Genomic DNA, 18,112 nt, shown 5'->3' with positions numbered 1-18,112 from the left:
GGGCCCTATTTATTTAATCAACAAGAGTACTCGCTATTACGGTTCCTTCTGTCCAATATATTTGGATCATCTTCTATCATCAGAGGAGTGCTTTCCTGCTCAAAGCAAGAAAGCACAGGGGATATTTAATTTTTATATAAATTTAATGGATTCACAATTCCTTCTAGCGAGGTATTGTTGCGATTAGTTGCATTGAAAAAATCACCCCCATTAACAGCCCTATTAGTACTCAGGGTTAAACTATAATTCTGAATAAGATTATTAATGAATACTGTAGATTTTAAATCGCTAGCAATTTTAATTCGAAAAAAATTATTATACATATAGGGCTGCTGGAGAACACTGATGCCTTTCTTTTTCAATTCCATCATAATAAAATTTGCTTGATCTTGAGAGCAAGAGATTTCTGTGCAAGAAACGTTGTCGCTAGTCAGTCTTCGTTCATTCACTCGAACGCCACTTAAATCAACACCTGGTGTTGCGGTTACATTCATTGTGATGACAGGCGAAATAACAGCAGGTTTTGGGTTGTTATTTGGAGCTACGCTCACATACTGCTCAGGTCGTGCATCGCGCCCAGTAACATATCCATAAGGATTATTATTCAGAGGTACTAGCGGCTGCGGGGCGTAAGCTGCAGGATTTCTGGTCGGCATATTCATCGGATTCGGATTAACCATGGTAACAGGATTAGCAACAGCAGGCGAACTAACAACGGGGTTTGGGTTGTTATTTGGAGGAAGACTCACATAGTAGTGTGGATGTGCATCGCGTCCAGTAACATATCCATAAGGATTATTATTCAGAGGTACTACCGGTTGCACGGTGTAAACTGCAGGATTTCTGGTCGGCGTATTCGGATTAACCATGGCAACAGGCTGGATCGGGAGATTAACAACAGCAGGTATTTGAAGTGTTTGGTTGTTCTCAACATTTACAAAAGTCTGCTCCGTACAAAGATGTTGCTCTTGGAGTGAAAATTTGCTGGTATTACCTTGAACCCAAAAAGAATTCACCTTCGGCAATCCTTTCGCATTAGTATAGTTTTTCTGAGTGTCATCATAAAAGTTAATGATAAAATTATTTATATCAATTTGACCTTCGTTATTCAGTACTTGTGTTAAAAAATTAATTTGGTTATTTTTACCTGCTAATTGGTTCACCTTTGTTTGGAATGCAAGGCCTAAGTCGGGAAGATAAGAAATTAAGAAGGGTCTTTCTATGCCAGCGACCTTATATACGTTAATGGCAGTAGTTGGCTGAGTTGAGTATAATGTTTTCTGAAAAATAAGTTCTTTACCTAGAATCCGAGAAACATACCCAGCAATGTAGGTTGGATTGTTATGATAGGTCGCAATGGCAGTTAACTCATCACTGTCATTATGCTTTAGCACCGCTTCAATGCCCATTTTTACATTCTGGATCGCATGATTTTTTCCAAGCTGATAAATATCAGTCATTGATAGATTTTGATGATTGTCTAAACAATGCTCACCGAAAGTGTGTTGAATACTGACTGTCTGATCAAAATCTAAAATAGTAATTTTCTTAGCAACGCCTGATACGCTTCGCTCTTGTTTCGCCTTCATAAAATTAATCTCCGAAATTTCTCTAATCGTTTACAAAATTTTTATTAGCCAATCGGTAAGTAGCAATTAAGGCTATTTGCCATTTATTTGTCTAACGTGATCAATTTTAATACCATTGTCGACACTGGAGAATACAGTAATTAGGAAAGTAATAATTTCTAAAATGGAAAAAATATTCAGTTATCTAAGAAAGCTCCATTCACTATGAGATTTAGAATGGATATCTACTTAAGTTTCTAAGTCAACAATTAGGCTTATTAGCAATTCCATCAGCCAATGCTTGTTCCTGAAAATAATTCAATAATTGACAAATTTTCTCTTCATAAGTTAAATGTTTTGGATAAATAGCATAAAGATTTATCTCAGGTGAAGTTTCCTCGGGTAATACTGGTACTAATAGCCCTGTATCTACCTCTGTACGCACCGAAAAATAAGGTACCCAGATAAGTCCCATTCCGTTTATGGCTGCTTGTTTTAATAAATCGGCACTATTACTTTTAAAATTACCCACAACAGAAATAACATTCTTTTTGAAAATCCATTTATTTTGTAACCCATATAATGTATTAATCAAACAACAATGATGCTCTAAGTCCTGTAATGTTTCAGGAATACCGTGCTCGTTTAAATAATTGGGAGAAGCAAAAATTTTACGCTGAACAGAAAACAACCTGGTACAGGCTAGTTTCTGGTTATTAATTCTATCGAAGGACACAGCTAGATCGAATTCGGATAAATGAACGTCTATCGCTTGATAACCAATATCGATATTTATTTCTAATTTAGGATGAGTTTTCATAAACTGAATACTTAACGAAGTTAAGTAAGGAATCATGGGTGTAACAGTAAAATATATTCTAAGAGAACCTATTAGTTCTAATTTTTCAGCATTTCCTATAGCTTTGATTTTTCCTAATTGCTCAAAAAGAATCAATGCTTGTTTATAGAGATAATAGCCTTTCTCGGTTAAGATTAAGCTGGTAGTTGAGCGAACCAATAACTTTATTTTTAGCTTGTCTTCTAACCATGTAATTTGTTTGCTTATTTTAGATGGAGATATGTGGAGATTTCTTGCCGCAGCCGAAAAATTTTTATAATCAACAACAGCGAGAAAACTTTTTAAACAATGTAACATATTCATAATTTAAAGATTGGTTAAAAATATTGTAATTAACTTTTGCAATACAGTCTGGCAGTTTTATTTAAATTAAATAAATGCCTTACCGAAACAAACACCATTCAAATTGCATTATTTCATCGCTCTATAACGCTAAATTTAATAGATGCATACTTAAGAATAGCTTATTTATTATCTAAAGTTATAAATCATCAAATAGAAATGATTGGGTAAAATCACAATTCCATCGATAACAAAAGAATATTCATTGCAATAGCATAAACAAAAGTAAAAAATTAAACCCTGTTACGTTTGTAATGAAAATAAATGAAAACTAGCCGATTTTATAGTTGTTCTTCCTTTTCTTAACCTGGATTAATTGTCAAAATGTTACTATATGTTATAAATAATCAGCTCAAGGAATATATGTTATGAAAAAACACAAGGAAGAGAAAAAGCATCCTGAAGTCACTCATATTGAACATATTTGCGACATTACACCTAGCGCCCCGCTTACAGGAAAAGTTTGTGACAAAGTGAATAAACATAAGGACTCTAAACAAAAAATAAAGTCAAATCCCAAAGCTAAAAAGATTTAACCCAGGGCGAAATTGATTTTCCTATAATACGATTGATCAACGAATAACTTTATCCCAAGTTCCGTAAGAGAATCGAATTTTCCCCCGTGGAATGGATAAGAAGAATAAAAGACCGCCACTAATCAGACTTGCAAAGATCCCCCATCCTGATGCATGATAAATAAATGGTGTAATTAACAAAGCAACAGCAAAAAATAAATTAAGAAAGCGCAAGATACGAACTGTTTCAGCTAATGCTGTTATGGTTACCGTTATGATAAGACAACCAATGAGATGATCACTATTAGCCATTGGTCCCGTTGTATCCAAAACAATACGCGTGCACATTAACCAGATACCAATGAGGATGCATCCCATTAAATTCCAAGGCAAAGTGATGCCTCCACTTAACATTTCTCGTAGAATTACAAAAGGCGATTGCTCAAAAGAATCTAATTCTTTTTTGGATTGTGTTGTCTCATCGCTATCACCAACAAAGAAAATTCTCAATAATGGCCTCCCAGCTTTCCATCTTCGCCAAAGAAAAATACACGTTGCAATTATCTCATCAAAAGAATAGGGGACTTGGATAAGCATGGCAACCGCGGCAATTAGACATAAAGTACACCATGTATTTAATAGAATTGGTTGAATGACGATAAAGGTAATAGAGACTATTCCTAATGGCACAATCATAAAACCAAACAAAAGTACCAACCATGGCATGGTACGCCACCGATTTTGGCCACCAATAATCCCTGTTAAAATTTCTAAAATGTAAACCGTAGCACCTAATCCTGCATCTGGGACTGGAAATGCTTTAGATACATAAGAGGTAATAATTTCTTCAGTTCCATTTTTTGCATCGGGTAAATAACCCACAAAAAATGGTTCCCATACATGATCAATATGACCGAGTTGATAAGCCGCCATATATTGTGAAATAAAAAAACCTACATAAGCTAAGATTATTATTGGCAGCCGCTGGAACCAGCTGGAAGGTGAATAGCCCCATCCCGGAGGAATAACCGGCCCTTCTAAAGCCGCATTAGGAGCCACCCCTATTTCAGGTCGAATTAGTACAGAAAAACCAATAATTAGTGCTCCAATAAGAGTATCATTTAAATACGCAGCAGCTGTAGGCGCCCAAAAAACCAAAGGGGCAAATATTAACCACAGACCAATCAAAGCACAAACCCATCGAGCTGATGATAAACGCCAGGATAAGCTTAAAGATGCAAATAAAAGAAGTGCACCACCACTAATAATATCACTTAATATTAGAGGATAAGATGTATATCCTAGGGATGCTGGTGAAATTATAAGCCACAAGCCAAAACCCATATTTAAAAAATGTGCCCATAGGGTTTGCTGGTGTTGTTTGCGAAAGTTAATCTCATAAAGAGAGCGTATTTTCTCTGGATTATGCTTAATAGCAGCCATCCAGTCTGGTTGGATTAATCTATTTTGTTTATACCAACTTTCTGGGTCGGCCTTTAAAGAATCGATAATTTTAGGAAGAGTTTCTTCAATTGAGTATTTAGGCTCCCAATGCAGATATTTTTTTGCTCTAGTAATATCTAAAGCATAATTATCTGAAGCAAGATCAATCATAAATGGACGAATAAATGGCTTTTCCCCTTGATCAAAATCATCAGGTATTAATGGTTCTGCCTGGTACTCAAGCCACGCACCTGCTTTAGCAACGGAAGATGGAACCTTATAGAGAGAAGATTGTTCTCCATGAATTAATTGAGCTATAAGATTTTGTAATTTTCCATAACTGACTGTTTTGGGCTCTCCTGCAAGGATTATTTCATTTTGGGATAATTCATTCCGGTAAAAAAGAGCTTTTTTAAAAAGGTCTATTAAATCTTTCTGATGAATAAATGATTGACCAACATTTAAATCGCCCGCGTATAGATGACTTTTAATCTCTCGTTCATATGTTCGAGCAATTTGGTTCGCAAGTGTCGGAACACAGGTCACGTCATCATATAAACCTGCTAAGCGTAAAATCAGATAAGGTATTTTACCATGATATTTTTTAATTACCTTTTCAGCTTCTAATTTGGATTTTGGATAGGGCCATTTCGGCTTAAGAGGCGCATTTTCATTAAGGACTTCGCCTAAAATACAAGGCTCATGTACGAGCATAGTACTGGCGTAAATAAATCGCTCCACCTCAAAATCTTGTAATGCCATAAGTAACTTTTTTGTACCATTTACATTTACAGACTGATACAAAGGCGACTCTTCGCCTGTAAAATCAAAATAGGCAGCAAGATGAATCACTGCCGCAATTTTACTCCCATATTTCTCTTTAAATAATCGAAAAGATAAAGCTAATGAAGTAGCTGAAGTAATGTCACACGGAATTTCACAAGCATCTTTATCTTGATCAAATCCAACAATTTTATAGGATTTTCGTAAAGCATTGGCAAGAGCAGTCCCAATTCGGCCACTAGAACCCGTGATTATGACAATTGGTTTATCCGCTTTCTTAGCCATATAAAAATCCTTTTTTTATAAAATTAAGACCGGAACAATTAAATATTTAATACTATAATCTGAATATACTTCATATAATTATATATGTGTTTCGCCACTATTATTAAAAAAGTTGAACAAAAACTAATAATCTCTTTATGTTTCAATCATAATAAATTTTATTTGATGAGAAGTTACCTATTTTCTTCATTATGGAATTAAGGATTAAAACTATGAAAACACCTATATAAATCATTTCTTCATCTCGAATTTGTGTTTTGAAGGTTTTGAAAAAATTGTAGAGAAGGTTTTCCATAAAAAAAACGATGATTCAAAGAAAATAGATTTGCAACATATCGATTTACACCAATTCGAAAAAGAAAAAATTAACAGTGCTGTGCGCGCGGATTTTGTATTATCAGCTGAAATTATTGTTATAACGTTAGGCGCAGTAGCTTCTACATCCCTGATTAACCAACTAATCGTACTAGCTATAATTTCAATAATTATGACTATTGGGGTTTATGGTTTGGTTGCATGCATTGTAAAATTAGATGATTTAGGCTTCATTTTACGTGAAAAAAGGCATCCACTGAAACAAATTGGGATTCTTTTAATTGATGCGGCTCCTATACTTATGAAAATTTTAAGTACAGTAGGAACAATCGCTATGTTTTTAGTAGGAGGCAGTATTATTACTCATGAAATACCTGCCATCCTCATTACACAGAAAATCTGTCATCCATTATATCTATGGGAGTTAATGTCTTTACAGGGTTCATTTCAGGTGCGATTTTGACTGTTGCCTATTTTACCTATAACAAAATTAAATCAAAATTTTAATACTAGGGAATGTATAGTTAGTTTACGATTTCTTTTCTTGATAATCTCCTAAAATAACACAAACCAAACCTATGATTAACAGTGCAAGAGATATCAAGACCGTCAGGGTTGGTTTTTCTCCAAGGAATAATAAAGAACAAATAATTCCGATAATTGGTACTCCGGTTAAAGATAAAGAAGTAGTGACCGCAGGAAAACGTTTGCTCATTTCAACAGCCGCCCAAAAAGCCAAACCCGTGGCAATCGTTCCCATATAAAGATTCAATAATATTGAGAACGTAGTCCAGTGGAGCACTGGATGGGGTTCAAAAACAAGAGCACTGATTGCAAGTATCATCGCTCCTACTAACAGGTGCCAAGGCATGAGTTGCCCTATTGATGACTGCGAAGGCACAAAACGAACATGAAGAATAGCAATCGCCCATAAAAGTGCTGCCGAGAATAATGCAATGCTGCCGACTAATGCATTATGATCGGACCAATTAAAATTAAAGGGATTAAAAAGAACTACGATACCTAAGATACCAACAATTAAGCCCAAGGTTTTTATAAAATTCAAACGCTCCTCAAAGAATATAACCGCTATAGGTGTCACCCAAAGAGGCGTGGAATAGACTAAAATAACGGCATGGCCTACCCCACTATAAAATAAACCAAAATTAACCAATGCCGTAAAAAGACCAATTTGTAATACACCAACACTCAATAAATGAGCAATATCTCCTCGTTTTGGAAAAGTCATTTTTTTCTGAATGATGACTAATAAAAAAAGAAATAAGCTGCCTGTAAGCGTTCGTGTAAAACCAAACCATTGAGGAGGAAGAAAATTCATCGCTAACTTCATTAAAGGCCAGTTCATACCCCAAACTAATAAAACAAAGACTAATAATAAAATATTCATGACTATGTGCTACACCAAGTTCTTATTCGTCAAATTAATTTTTCTTAATACAAAACTACAAAGTGCTTCATACACTATGCAGTAGTATTTTATAGAAGTGAATAGTTAGCAAAAATAAAGAGCCGACTTGAGAGTAGTAATGTCTTATTATTTAGGCTTTAAATTATTATCGTCACCCCGATTAAGATAAGTATCTTGTCTGTCCTCCTCATCTATTCGCTCATAGTGAGGTTTCCAAAATGAATTAAAGTTAAATGAAACTTTTTCTTTGGATGATTTCACAAGATCCAGTTTATATAATGAAGGATCGTAAGGATTATTTTGTAAATGGTGGTTTAATTCTACTTGTTTTTCTAGCATAGATTTATTTAACTTATCTTTTTTTCCAATATATTCTGAACATCCCTTAGTATGATTCACAGCAAGACTCACATTAAGTGCATAGGTGCCTACATCTAAATTAATTGTATTTGAATCATAACGCACGATAGGTACGAATTTTTCCTCTTTCACTATTGGGGTATGACCAACATAGGATGGAATAGATCCTTTATGTCTTTTTTTAGTTCTAATCTTTAATTCCAACTTAGGATCATCGTGACGCGCCCAAGTAGCATAGACTTTTTCTTTATTTGTTAATGTCATGTTATTATGAGCGATTCGTTTATAAAGTTCTACATCCTCAAAGGGCATATCTGCATGGACGATATTAAACGGCTTTTTTCCTGTGACATGAATAATATAAGGTAAATGCTCCATAAATTCTTTGATGGATTTTATTTCACTGAATTCTTGATATTGAATCGCTCCTCCTAAACATCTAATGCTCTTATTCTCCAATTCGTTTAGAAATAATTTAATTATCCAACTCCCACCATTAATAATGGTTGTTCCCAAAGCTTTATATTCACGTTCATGGGCATATAAATCATCTAAACTTTTCAATAATAGAGCCAGCTTACGTGAAGATTTTTTACCCGATTTTATATAATCTCTTAATGGATGAGTATCATTAAAAATAAAGCTACTCTTTTCTTGAGTTAATCGTTCTAAGGCATTTATCGTTGCTAAACATATATCCTCGTGATTGCCGCGAATAGAAAATATTTGTTCTTTATGGCTTAATATTTGCCTAATAACTTCTTGGCTGTTATGTCCTCTATCTGTTAAATCACCAACAATAAACAAGCGATCTGTCTTTGAAAGAGATTCTAAATCTTGTTTAAAACAGTTCGCATTTCCATGGACATCACCAATAATAATATCTGACCCAACTTTATTTTCTTCTTTTAAAATAATGTCTTGGGGTATTTTTTCTTTCATAATTACACACATTAACCATATTTAAATCAATTTGGTTAATATTTATTATAACAGGCATTCTTTTCCAATACAAAAAAAGCCTGAAAGTAGATAAAAGGCTAAAAAGAGAGAAAGATACGATTATTACCTCAAAATCTACAAAGTCAGATCAATGAAAAGCCTTTAAAATTGGCTTAAGGAGTTTAAGTAAAGAACCGATAAACTACGCCAACATTACCCATTTGTGCTTGGAGGGTTCTGCCCCAATTACCTTTATTGGTTGTAGCTGTATAGCGATATGCTGCATTGATTGCAAAATTTTCCATAAAATTGTAAGTCAACCCTGCCGTTCCTTGATAAGCAAAGGAGTTTAGGTCTGTATTAAAATGAGGACGGTGGAAACGGCTGGTACTGTTTAAAGTGGCGTGCATAAAGGCATAGCCAATACCTACCCCAAGAAAGGGAGAAATTTCACCCAACATTTCCGGAAAATCATAATAAAGATTCGCCATAAGAATATTTGCTCTAGTACCACCATCGATATCCAATGCTTTTTTATGATTTACACTATACTGATTCGTATCAGCATATAAATAAGTATATTGAAATTCATAACGAATAGGATTACTTTGGTATCCAATGCTACCACCCACATTATAACCATAGCGATAATGCACATCAGAGAGCAAGAAACCATAATAACGTGTTTCTACATTAGACGATAAGTATGTGTAACCACCAAAACCGCTGGAATACCAGCTATTAGCTGTGGTTGAGGCAGAAGCAACTCCAGGAGCTAATAAAGCGATAGTAAATAGTGCAAGTTTCATGACATTCCTTTGTTATTTCTTTGCAGATCATGTTATCGAGTTACATTAAATTTGCAATCCTTTTATATCTAAAACGTGAGTTCGAAGTTATTGGAGTACCCTCTTTGTTATCTTCATCGGAGGATATTTTAATCAAAAACTCATACAATGGCAGCAGTTTGGTAAGGCAAAACCAATTTAGGACGATGCTCCTTTTGGATTTATTTGCGCCTAAAATTTAAGATATTGGTATTTTTTACACTGGATTTATTAACTTGACGATGTCTATTTGTTTGTTATGATTCATTTAATTAGTGCCCCATTACCCTAATAAAAAATATGATTACATTTTTAAAACGTGTCCAATTAGATAAAGAATTTTTCTCAAGTCCGCCAGATCCAACTCATATTTTTTATGCAGGGAAAACAGCCGTTAATTGTGAAGCTAATTCTTTTTCTATAAAGTCTTTATCTACTTTAAATCAACTACTGGAACAAGAAGAAGAAACCATTTTTCGCTTTTTAGTAGATACCGCAGGTAAGTTGTGGTTTGCTTATGAAACTCGTCCTCATAATAAAGCACCGAAACATTTTCAAATGACCGGTGACCCTCTAGAGACTGCATGCTGCTTGACTGCAGGAAATATAAAATTTAAAGATAAAACAGGGGCTGTTTTAAAAAATATCAGCCACCGCAGTGGCGACTTTTACCCCTCATTCCTTTCGCTACGTTGGCTACTGGCAATACTTCTTGTCAATGAAGAATTGCTGCCCTTTAAGTTACCTAGGATTATTGTTATTAAAGAGATAAAGAATAAAAAAATTTACAAACATATATGGCGTCTAAAAAGAGTCAAAAAATGGATTGACAGTTTTCGTCACAATGAAACACTTATGAATCAATTACGCCAGGCAAACCTAAGCAGCAAAACAGTACATTATGAAGTAACAAGACATTTCACTGAAGCCAAACTTTACTTTATTGGCTCCTAAATTCGGCAGTTGAATTTAGGATTATATACACATGCTATAATTATTAATACAAGCATACCAATTAGAAATATTCTCACGAATTCCTTCTTTAATAGCAGGCAGAAGCATGAGTCATATGTTGTTAATGAGCTTTGATGACAGTAATTTTATGAAATTAAATCATACTCTCAATCGATTTATGGAGTATGCTTTTAGTTTAATAAAAAAATCGAATGTTCGTTTTTGTTATATCGGCACAGCCAGTAATGATAGATTGATCGAGCGAATTTTCTTTACTCGATTTGTTCGTGCAAAATTTGGAAAAAAGGTCATTACTTCAGAGTTAATCTTGACAAAATCACAGTTAACAAAAGAACAACTTGAAAACTATCTTACTCAACAGGATGTACTTTTTGTTGGTGGTGGTAATACAGAAAAAATGTTGAAAACATGGGAAAAATCTGGATTTAATTTTGTTTTAAATAAATTGAAATCCGAAAAACGATTGCCCATTTTAGCCGGTGTAAGTGCTGGAGGCATGTATCCCTTTCATTCAGGATTAAGTGACTCTACATTTGGACAATATAAAGCGTTACTCTGCTTAGGTTGGTTTAAAGAAAGTTTCTGTCCTCATGCTAATTCTAAAATAAAATCGCTGTGCATTTATAGCGATAATCAATATCTAGAACGCATGGATGCCTATATCAATGCAGTGAAGCAAGGAATATTACCAGCAGGTTTTGCTGTGCCAGATGATTGTATGCTGCATTTTGAGAATTTTAATTTAGTGCGAGTTATTTCATCATTGAAAGATAATAAATGTTACTATGTTACTCATGAAAAGGTGACTGACTTAGATACAACTTATGCCGTTAATACAATTGATCCTAATATTCGTCTTGAATGTTGGAAAAAATTATTTAAGTGCATCGATTATTTAAAACAATGCACCGCAAAATTATATATGGATAAAGCATAGGATCAGGACGAATAAAAGCTCACTGTAATGTACACGAGGCCATTATTTCTAATAAATGGGTACCAAGAGTATTTCGAAATTCAGACTTTAAATTACCCGAAATTATGAGATATGACGTACCATCCCCGTCTTGATTAAACCAAACATTCAATACATTTTTTTCAACCAACTTATCATCATGATATGCTTTAAATGGCTTTTGCTTAAACCCTAACAATTTGGTTTCAGAGCTATCATAAATAAAATTATTCATAATATTGATATTAACTAGAAAACTGTGTTTTTTACGTGCCAAAAATACGCGACCAAACATCAATAAAATTTCATAATTTAATTTATATTTATAGAAAATACACGTATATATTTTTGCGACAAGCGTTACAAAAAAATTTCTAATTTTTTTGTTTTCCCAATCTTTTTTTAAAAGACACGCAATTTTTATAATAACGGGACATGCTTGATAAGAATAATTTTCAATTCGCGAACTCTGTATTTGCTTTGCTAATTTAAATAAGGTGACTTGTTGATTTAAGTCGATTTTAATAACATCACTTCGAACAAAAAGACCTATTGCATTATCATAGATCTCACTATTACGAATTGATTTAACAAAATTCATAGCCACTATTTTATTTTTATCATGTACGTACGGTGCCAAAATATAACCAGTTGCTGCTATCAATGTATCTGCAATACTAACTCGATTTTTTTCGCAAAAGTGCTGTAATCCTTGCAAGGTATTTTTGGGTATTTCAAAATAAGTAGTACAAGATGAATCAATACTCTCTAAAATTTGATTTCGCGGGAAAACCAATAAGGGAACATTTTTTAAATAATCGCTCCAGAAATCGATATTTCTTGATAAGTTTTTACTAAGATCTCTTTGTTCACGTAAAATATGATCGTAAAAAACCAATTCCTGTTGCCCAACTGTCTCCGATTCATTCTTAGACGTAACATACGCATGAGATAGTTCATTTAATACAATATCCGCCGATAGTTCATCACTGATAAAATGGGATAGGGCAATTTGTAGTTCACAAGAATTATTTCCAAGTCGGAATAATTTAACTAGGATTAATGGTAGCCTTTTCTTCCACCTTCGATTCGCTAAATCATCTAACGACCTATGTAATTCGTGCTCTTGTTCTTCCAATTTCAAGCCTCTAATATCTTTTTCAATGACTTTAAATTGACGCATATTCTTCTGTGGATATTGCAAAGGTGAATATCTTGCTATGCGATAGCATAGTATTGGATGCTTTTTACATAATAATTCAAAGACAAAATTTAATTTCTTTTCATCCAAATTTCCAGCTATACGTCTTCTAGCCACTATATTGGATACTTTCGACTTCGGATAAAATAATCTCATTAACCATAATAAAAATTGCAATTCATTTAATGGCATTGCTTTTAAACGTGATGGACGATAATTTTCATCTTCATCTTCAGAAATATCTGCTGCACCCTTGATAACCTCAGCAAGATCAACGAGTGTTTCTGTATGATACAAATCCTGTAATAAAATATTTTTATTCGTGATTTTTCGAATTTTAGTGATTAATCGAACTGCTGACAATGAATTGCCACCTAAGTCAAAAAAATTATCATTGATACTAAGATGTTTTAAATTTAATGTTTCTAACCAAATTTTTTTAAGTACCATTTCAATCTCATTTCGTGGTTCAATAACTTGGTTACATTCTTTATCTTCGGGTCCAGGTAATTTATGGGTATCTAATTTACCACTTGCAGACAAAGGGAACTCATCTAAAATCATAAAAAATGAAGGTATCATATAATCAGGCAACTGGTTTTTAAGATAATCACGCAATTCATTCGCATCTAATTTTGCGGATTCTTTGGGAATGCAATAAGCAATTAATTGTTTTTCGTCAAACTCTCCCTGCATGGACCTCACTACAATAACAACATTTTGAATGTTCGCATGCGATGCCAAACATGTTTCAACTTCACCAGTTTCAACTCGGAATCCCCTAATTTTAATTTGATGATCTTCTCTTTCAACAAAAGCAACATTTCCATCTTTTAAATAGCGACATAAATCACCGGTTTTAAACAATCGACCTGAGTTAAAGGGATTATCAACAAATCGTTTCTCTGTTATTTTTTTCTTATTTAAATATCCTTTAGCAATGCCATCACCACCAATATATAACTCCCCCAAAGCACCAACAGGTACAGGTTGCATATTTTTATCCAATATAAAAAATTTCGTATTTAGTGCTGGTTTTCCAATTGGAATTCGATGCTTATAGTGATCAATATTATTTTTATCAATAATAATCCATGATGAAGCAACAGTAGCTTCTGTGGGACCATATTCACAAAACAGCTTATGCTGTGGGAACTGCTTTAACCAATCCTTAATATCTTTTGCTAACAAAGTCTCACCGCCAAAGACAATGTATTTTAAATCAAGTTTTTTTTTCTCGCTCAATACAATACTGTTGATTTGTCTAAAACGACTTGGTGTGATTTTAATGATAGAAACATGTGCATCCTGTAAATGCTTTAAGTACAAGTAAGGATTTTTTTTATCGGTTTCAGAACAAATTGCTATTTTTATTCCTTTTAATAAGGGAAATAAAGTACATGCCACTGAAAAATCGAATGAGATAGACGATGAAAAATCAAAAATATCTTTCGATGAAATTGAAATAGCCTTACCAAACCAATGCACAAAATGATTTACATTACGATGTGTTATCATGACACCTTTAGGTTTCCCAGTCGATCCTGATGTGTAAATTACATAAGCTAAGTCATTCATTTTATTAATATGCTTAGGATTGGTGGTAGGATATGTAGCTAGCTTAGATTTGACGATATCCCAATATATCAATTGAGAAAGTCTCATGCCTTCAAATTGATTCGCTAGATGAGAATGAGTAATTAGAATTTTTGCACGCGAATCAGATAATATGATTTTTTGACGTAGTGCAGGATTGTTCGGATCCAATGGAATATAAGCACCTCCCGATTTTACAATTCCTAAGATACTGATTAATAATTCAAAACAAGGCTCCATGCAGATTGCGATTAAGGTATTTTGTTTGACCCCTATTTCTCTTAAATGGTGCGCCAATTGATTAGCTTGATTATTAATATCTTTGTAAGCAAGTATATTTGATTTATAGATCAACGCTGTTTGCTGTAATTTCTTTTCAATTTGTTCCTCAAACAACTCCGGTATGATTTTATTATGAGGATATTTAGATTCAGTTTGATTCCATTTTTCTAAGATTTTGTGCCGTTCTTCTGAACTCAAATCCATTAATGATGAGGTCATACGTATGCTCCATGTGGTTTCTTGAGTAAATGAATTATGCTGAGCAACACTTCTATTCATTTTTCGTCAATTTATCATCCCTTGAATTGGGCTATTTTTTTGTATCCCTTGCACGAACTGAACGAATAACATCAATCCAAGTTAATAATTCTTAAAAACACGCAGAATTCTTAATTCGTTATTTTTATAATTGATCATTAATAAAAAGCATAGTTGTTTTCATGATCAAATGAAACAAAATGCAAACGCAATAATCCTAGAAAATCAACTATCAGTACAAATTTTATCTTCATACTGGGGCTGTTGACACACATCCTAGTCAAAGGTATACAATTTGATGTGGATAAATCACGATATCCTCACATAAAATAGGAACGCGTTCAAATTTCAAGGAGAAACCTATGTCGCTATTAATCAATTACATGAAGACGTTACGCTTCCTGTTAAAGCGGAATGACTTGGGCTCTTTTGTAAAAGAACACGACCGCCTATTCTCTCTTGCGAAGCAGACCCATAACCATGCAGTCGTTGCTTCTCATTATTATGACCTCATGGCGGAGGTGATTGAAATTGCTTACGGCAGTAGTTGGGTTTTTTATCCGCCCGATCATGTGGGACAGTCACGCGAGGAAACCATTTCGAACTTGCATAGACGGATCAATTCAGTACTCTGTCTTTTACCGGGAAAAACAGCCCTCGATATGGGCTGCGGTCTTGGTGGCGCAGCGCGTGATATTGCCCGTCTTTCCCAGGGAAAAGTGCTTGGGCTCACATTGTCTCAGGCCGAAGTAGAACGAGCGAATGCCCTCAATCACGAACAAAATCTGGATCACTTGTGCGAAGTCAGACAAGGTGACTATACACAAAATTTGCCGTTTCCTAATGATTTCCTGGGCTCAGCTTACAGCATTTACTCACTTAAATACATTTCCAAAAACCTGCTTCCAAAAGTCTTTGGACAAGTCCATCGTGTAATGGAACCAAATGCACGATATGTAGTCTATGATGCAGTTCTGACATCCAAATACGATGTGAATAGCCCACAGCATCGCGCGTTGGTTGAGCGGATTGAATTTGTTACTGGAATGCCGCCTCTGCACACAAGCGAAGATCTGATAGATGCGGCCCGCAGCGTGGGCTTAAGCCTACTCTCTGAAACAGAGATTTCAAAAGATCTTGGATGGAGCTATTTTTTTACCGAAAACAAGCTTCTGGCTGGCGCGCTTCGCTCTCGGGCAGTGAAGAATGCGATTTTAGGCCTTGAAACAGTCCGTCTTTTTCCAAAAGGATTTTCAGACTTCTACAACACGTTCATTGCAGGGACTGTGAATGCCCTGGTCGATGCGGACCGCTTAGGGATTGTGTCGTTCTCTCGGTTATTCGTCTTTAGAAAGACCGACTCCTAATGTCTAGCCTTATTATGACTGGCACTTTAAAATGCTGGATAGGAAATCAACAATCATGAAAATATTAGTCACGGGAGCTAGTGGACACATTGGAAATAACCTCGTTGCCGAGCTTATTAAAAAACAATATGATGTCCGAATACTTGTGCGAAGTGAAATACCCAAATACCTTACTCATTTTCCTTTGGAAGTGTGCAAAGGAGATATTTTACATCCGCAATCTTTGTATGATGCCACTCAAGATATTGATACAGTTTTTCATTTAGCCGCGAAAATTACCATTACAAATCGAGAAAAAGAGGAAGTTCGTAAAACAAACATCCAAGGCACCCAAAATGTGGTCAATGCTTGCCTTAAAAATCAAGTAAAAAAGCTAGTTCATTTTAGTTCCATTCACGCCCTCATTCAAAATTATAAAAAATCCCATGCTACTCCTATTTTAAATGAAAATTACCCCCTTGCTTTAGAATCCGTAAATATTTACGATCAATCTAAAGCCTATGCTGAAAAAATAGTGCTTGATAGTTGTAAGCAAGGATTAAATGCCGTTGTGGTTAATCCCACAGGAACAATCGGTCCAAATGACCATAAATTATCCCTCATGGGAACTGCAATAATTAAAATATACAAAGGACATATCCCTATTTTGGTGCGAGGAGGATTCAATTTTGTTGATGTTCGTGACGTGGTTCAAGGAGCAATAGCTGCTGCTGAAAAAGGCAAATCTGGAGAGCGCTATATCTTAGGCGGCCATGACATAAACATGCATCATTTGGTCAAATTGATATCCATTGTAAAACAAAAAAAAATGACTCGTATGTTTCTTCCCCCAAACATGCTTTACTTTGTGGTACCCCTCATGGAGTTTTTTTCTAAAATCACGAATACAGAACCGCTCTTTACAAAATACTCAATTGAAACTTTGATGTATTCACCAACAGTGGATTGTACGAAAGCTGAAAATGAATTAGGGTACAAAAAAACTGAAATCGAAACAACGATTCATGATACGCTTCATTGGTTTTCACAGTGTGGCAAAATACAATTATGACTCAAAACGATCTAACTTTATTTCTTCATTTCTGGAATGCTTTAGCGGTTATCGTATTTTTCACGCTTTTTTTCAAACGAGCGCCTTACGGACGTTATGATCAACAGAACAAATCGCCTAAAATTCCTGCAAATGTTTCTTGGTGTTTTATGGAATTGCCATCTGTGATCACATTTTTGGTTGTTTTTCTAATGACAAAACCATCTGCTTATACGTGGGTATTTTTTGGAATGTGGCAATTTCATTACGTCTATCGTTCCTTAATCTATCCATTTCGCTTGAAAAATGCAAAAATGGTTCCAATTGTTATCACGATATCAGCCACGATTTTTACCACGGTGAATGGTTTTGTAAATGCCTATTGGCTCACTCATTTTCAAGAAATTACACTTTCAACGTTGCAAACACCCCATTTTATCGTTGGTTTGATACTTTTTGCTTCGGGATTTGTAATCAATCAAAACTCGGACAACATTTTGTTTGACCTGAATAAGAATAAAAAACCCGGATCTTATAAAATACCCTATGGTGGAATGTTTCGTTTTTTAAGCAGTCCAAACTATTTTGGTGAAATTCTCGAATGGATTGGTTGGGGCGTGGCGACCTGGTCGCTTGCTGGTTTTTCGTTTACTTTGTGGACAATAGCCAATTTAGCTCCTCGAGCAATCACCCATCATCGTTGGTATCACTTACATTTTTCCAATTATCCTAAGGAAAGAAAAGCGCTCATTCCATTTCTACTTTGAAACCAACTTATTA

General features: G+C 34.7%; 14 protein-coding genes. 7 read left to right on the top strand and 7 right to left on the bottom strand.

Going from position 1 to position 18,112, the window contains the following annotated elements; translation table 11 throughout:
• Window positions 1-125: 125 nt before the first annotated feature.
• The gene (locus tag Lgra_RS07575; RefSeq protein ID WP_058498644.1) at window positions 126-1,589 is read right to left on the bottom strand and encodes a hypothetical protein; all 1,464 of its coding nucleotides are present in this window, start codon (window positions 1,587-1,589) and stop codon (window positions 126-128) included.
• A gap of 241 nt (window positions 1,590-1,830) precedes the next feature.
• On the bottom strand, window positions 1,831-2,730 hold the full coding sequence (locus Lgra_RS07570) for a LysR family transcriptional regulator (protein ID WP_058498643.1): 900 nt from the start codon (window positions 2,728-2,730) through the stop codon (window positions 1,831-1,833).
• A gap of 407 nt (window positions 2,731-3,137) precedes the next feature.
• Here Lgra_RS07570 and Lgra_RS17790 point away from each other — a divergent pair, with 407 nt between their 5' ends.
• On the top strand, window positions 3,138-3,305 hold the full coding sequence (locus Lgra_RS17790) for a hypothetical protein (RefSeq protein ID WP_157068260.1): 168 nt from the start codon (window positions 3,138-3,140) through the stop codon (window positions 3,303-3,305).
• Window positions 3,306-3,341: 36 nt separating this feature from the next.
• On the opposite strand, the gene Lgra_RS07565 is transcribed toward Lgra_RS17790, so the two are convergent.
• The gene (locus tag Lgra_RS07565; protein WP_058498642.1) at window positions 3,342-5,795 is read right to left on the bottom strand and encodes a vitamin K epoxide reductase family protein; all 2,454 of its coding nucleotides are present in this window, start codon (window positions 5,793-5,795) and stop codon (window positions 3,342-3,344) included.
• Window positions 5,796-6,045: 250 nt separating this feature from the next.
• Between Lgra_RS07565 and Lgra_RS07560 the strand changes: the two genes are divergently transcribed.
• A complete protein-coding gene (locus Lgra_RS07560; RefSeq protein WP_238584387.1) occupies window positions 6,046-6,573 on the top strand; it encodes a DUF808 family protein in 528 nt (175 codons plus the stop codon).
• Window positions 6,574-6,639: 66 nt separating this feature from the next.
• Here Lgra_RS07560 and Lgra_RS07555 read toward each other — a convergent pair whose 3' ends face one another.
• The 3 genes from Lgra_RS07555 to Lgra_RS07545 all read right to left on the bottom strand — a co-directional run bounded on the left by Lgra_RS07555 (window position 6,640) and on the right by Lgra_RS07545 (window position 9,650).
• Complete coding sequence (locus tag Lgra_RS07555) at window positions 6,640-7,518, bottom strand: DMT family transporter (protein WP_058498641.1); 879 nt, start codon at window positions 7,516-7,518, stop codon at window positions 6,640-6,642.
• 147 nt (window positions 7,519-7,665) lie between these two features.
• On the bottom strand, window positions 7,666-8,841 hold the full coding sequence (locus Lgra_RS07550) for a metallophosphoesterase (RefSeq protein WP_058498640.1): 1,176 nt from the start codon (window positions 8,839-8,841) through the stop codon (window positions 7,666-7,668).
• Between the two features lie 182 nt (window positions 8,842-9,023).
• A complete protein-coding gene (locus Lgra_RS07545; RefSeq protein WP_058498639.1) occupies window positions 9,024-9,650 on the bottom strand; it encodes an outer membrane protein in 627 nt (208 codons plus the stop codon).
• A 318-nt stretch (window positions 9,651-9,968) separates the two neighbouring features.
• Between Lgra_RS07545 and Lgra_RS07540 the strand changes: the two genes are divergently transcribed.
• Together Lgra_RS07540 and Lgra_RS07535 are read left to right on the top strand one after the other, a co-directional pair.
• Window positions 9,969-10,622 (top strand): hypothetical protein, encoded by a 654-nt coding sequence (locus Lgra_RS07540; RefSeq protein ID WP_058498638.1) that lies wholly within the window; start codon window positions 9,969-9,971, stop codon window positions 10,620-10,622.
• A gap of 106 nt (window positions 10,623-10,728) precedes the next feature.
• Window positions 10,729-11,580, top strand: coding sequence for a Type 1 glutamine amidotransferase-like domain-containing protein (locus Lgra_RS07535; RefSeq protein WP_083502870.1), 852 nt, complete (start codon window positions 10,729-10,731; stop codon window positions 11,578-11,580).
• Window positions 11,581-11,599: 19 nt separating this feature from the next.
• Here the strand turns inward: Lgra_RS07535 and Lgra_RS07530 are convergent, their stop codons facing one another.
• Window positions 11,600-14,956, bottom strand: coding sequence for an amino acid adenylation domain-containing protein (locus Lgra_RS07530; RefSeq protein WP_083502869.1), 3,357 nt, complete (start codon window positions 14,954-14,956; stop codon window positions 11,600-11,602).
• 341 nt (window positions 14,957-15,297) lie between these two features.
• Between Lgra_RS07530 and Lgra_RS07525 the strand changes: the two genes are divergently transcribed.
• The 3 genes from Lgra_RS07525 to Lgra_RS07515 are packed head-to-tail and all read left to right on the top strand — an operon-like array spanning window position 15,298 to window position 18,099.
• Window positions 15,298-16,302 (top strand): SAM-dependent methyltransferase, encoded by a 1,005-nt coding sequence (locus Lgra_RS07525; RefSeq protein ID WP_058498635.1) that lies wholly within the window; start codon window positions 15,298-15,300, stop codon window positions 16,300-16,302.
• A 55-nt stretch (window positions 16,303-16,357) separates the two neighbouring features.
• On the top strand, window positions 16,358-17,353 hold the full coding sequence (locus tag Lgra_RS07520) for an NAD-dependent epimerase/dehydratase family protein (protein ID WP_058498634.1): 996 nt from the start codon (window positions 16,358-16,360) through the stop codon (window positions 17,351-17,353).
• Window positions 17,332-18,099: a methyltransferase gene (locus tag Lgra_RS07515; RefSeq protein WP_058498633.1), complete on the top strand. Its 768-nt coding sequence runs from the start codon at window positions 17,332-17,334 to the stop codon at window positions 18,097-18,099. Before Lgra_RS07520 ends, Lgra_RS07515 begins: the two co-directional genes overlap by 22 nt.
• Window positions 18,100-18,112 lie beyond the last annotated feature (13 nt).

Source organism: Legionella gratiana, from assembly GCF_001467695.1.
GTDB lineage: Bacteria > Pseudomonadota > Gammaproteobacteria > Legionellales > Legionellaceae > Legionella > Legionella gratiana.
Note: the sequence above shows the minus strand (reverse complement) of the source record. Positions and strands in the feature narration are given on the sequence as shown.

Coding starts and splice junctions, on each gene's coding strand:
- Lgra_RS07530 (WP_083502869.1), bottom strand. CDS start 14,956: ATGAATAGAAGTGTTGCTCAGCATAATTCATTTACTCAAGAAACCACA.
- Lgra_RS07565 (WP_058498642.1), bottom strand. CDS start 5,795: ATGGCTAAGAAAGCGGATAAACCAATTGTCATAATCACGGGTTCTAGT.
- Lgra_RS07545 (WP_058498639.1), bottom strand. CDS start 9,650: ATGAAACTTGCACTATTTACTATCGCTTTATTAGCTCCTGGAGTTGCT.
- Lgra_RS07555 (WP_058498641.1), bottom strand. CDS start 7,518: ATGAATATTTTATTATTAGTCTTTGTTTTATTAGTTTGGGGTATGAAC.
- Lgra_RS07540 (WP_058498638.1), top strand. CDS start 9,969: ATGATTACATTTTTAAAACGTGTCCAATTAGATAAAGAATTTTTCTCA.
- Lgra_RS07525 (WP_058498635.1), top strand. CDS start 15,298: ATGTCGCTATTAATCAATTACATGAAGACGTTACGCTTCCTGTTAAAG.
- Lgra_RS07550 (WP_058498640.1), bottom strand. CDS start 8,841: ATGAAAGAAAAAATACCCCAAGACATTATTTTAAAAGAAGAAAATAAA.
- Lgra_RS07575 (WP_058498644.1), bottom strand. CDS start 1,589: ATGAAGGCGAAACAAGAGCGAAGCGTATCAGGCGTTGCTAAGAAAATT.
- Lgra_RS07520 (WP_058498634.1), top strand. CDS start 16,358: ATGAAAATATTAGTCACGGGAGCTAGTGGACACATTGGAAATAACCTC.
- Lgra_RS07570 (WP_058498643.1), bottom strand. CDS start 2,730: ATGAATATGTTACATTGTTTAAAAAGTTTTCTCGCTGTTGTTGATTAT.
- Lgra_RS07535 (WP_083502870.1), top strand. CDS start 10,729: ATGAGTCATATGTTGTTAATGAGCTTTGATGACAGTAATTTTATGAAA.
- Lgra_RS17790 (WP_157068260.1), top strand. CDS start 3,138: ATGAAAAAACACAAGGAAGAGAAAAAGCATCCTGAAGTCACTCATATT.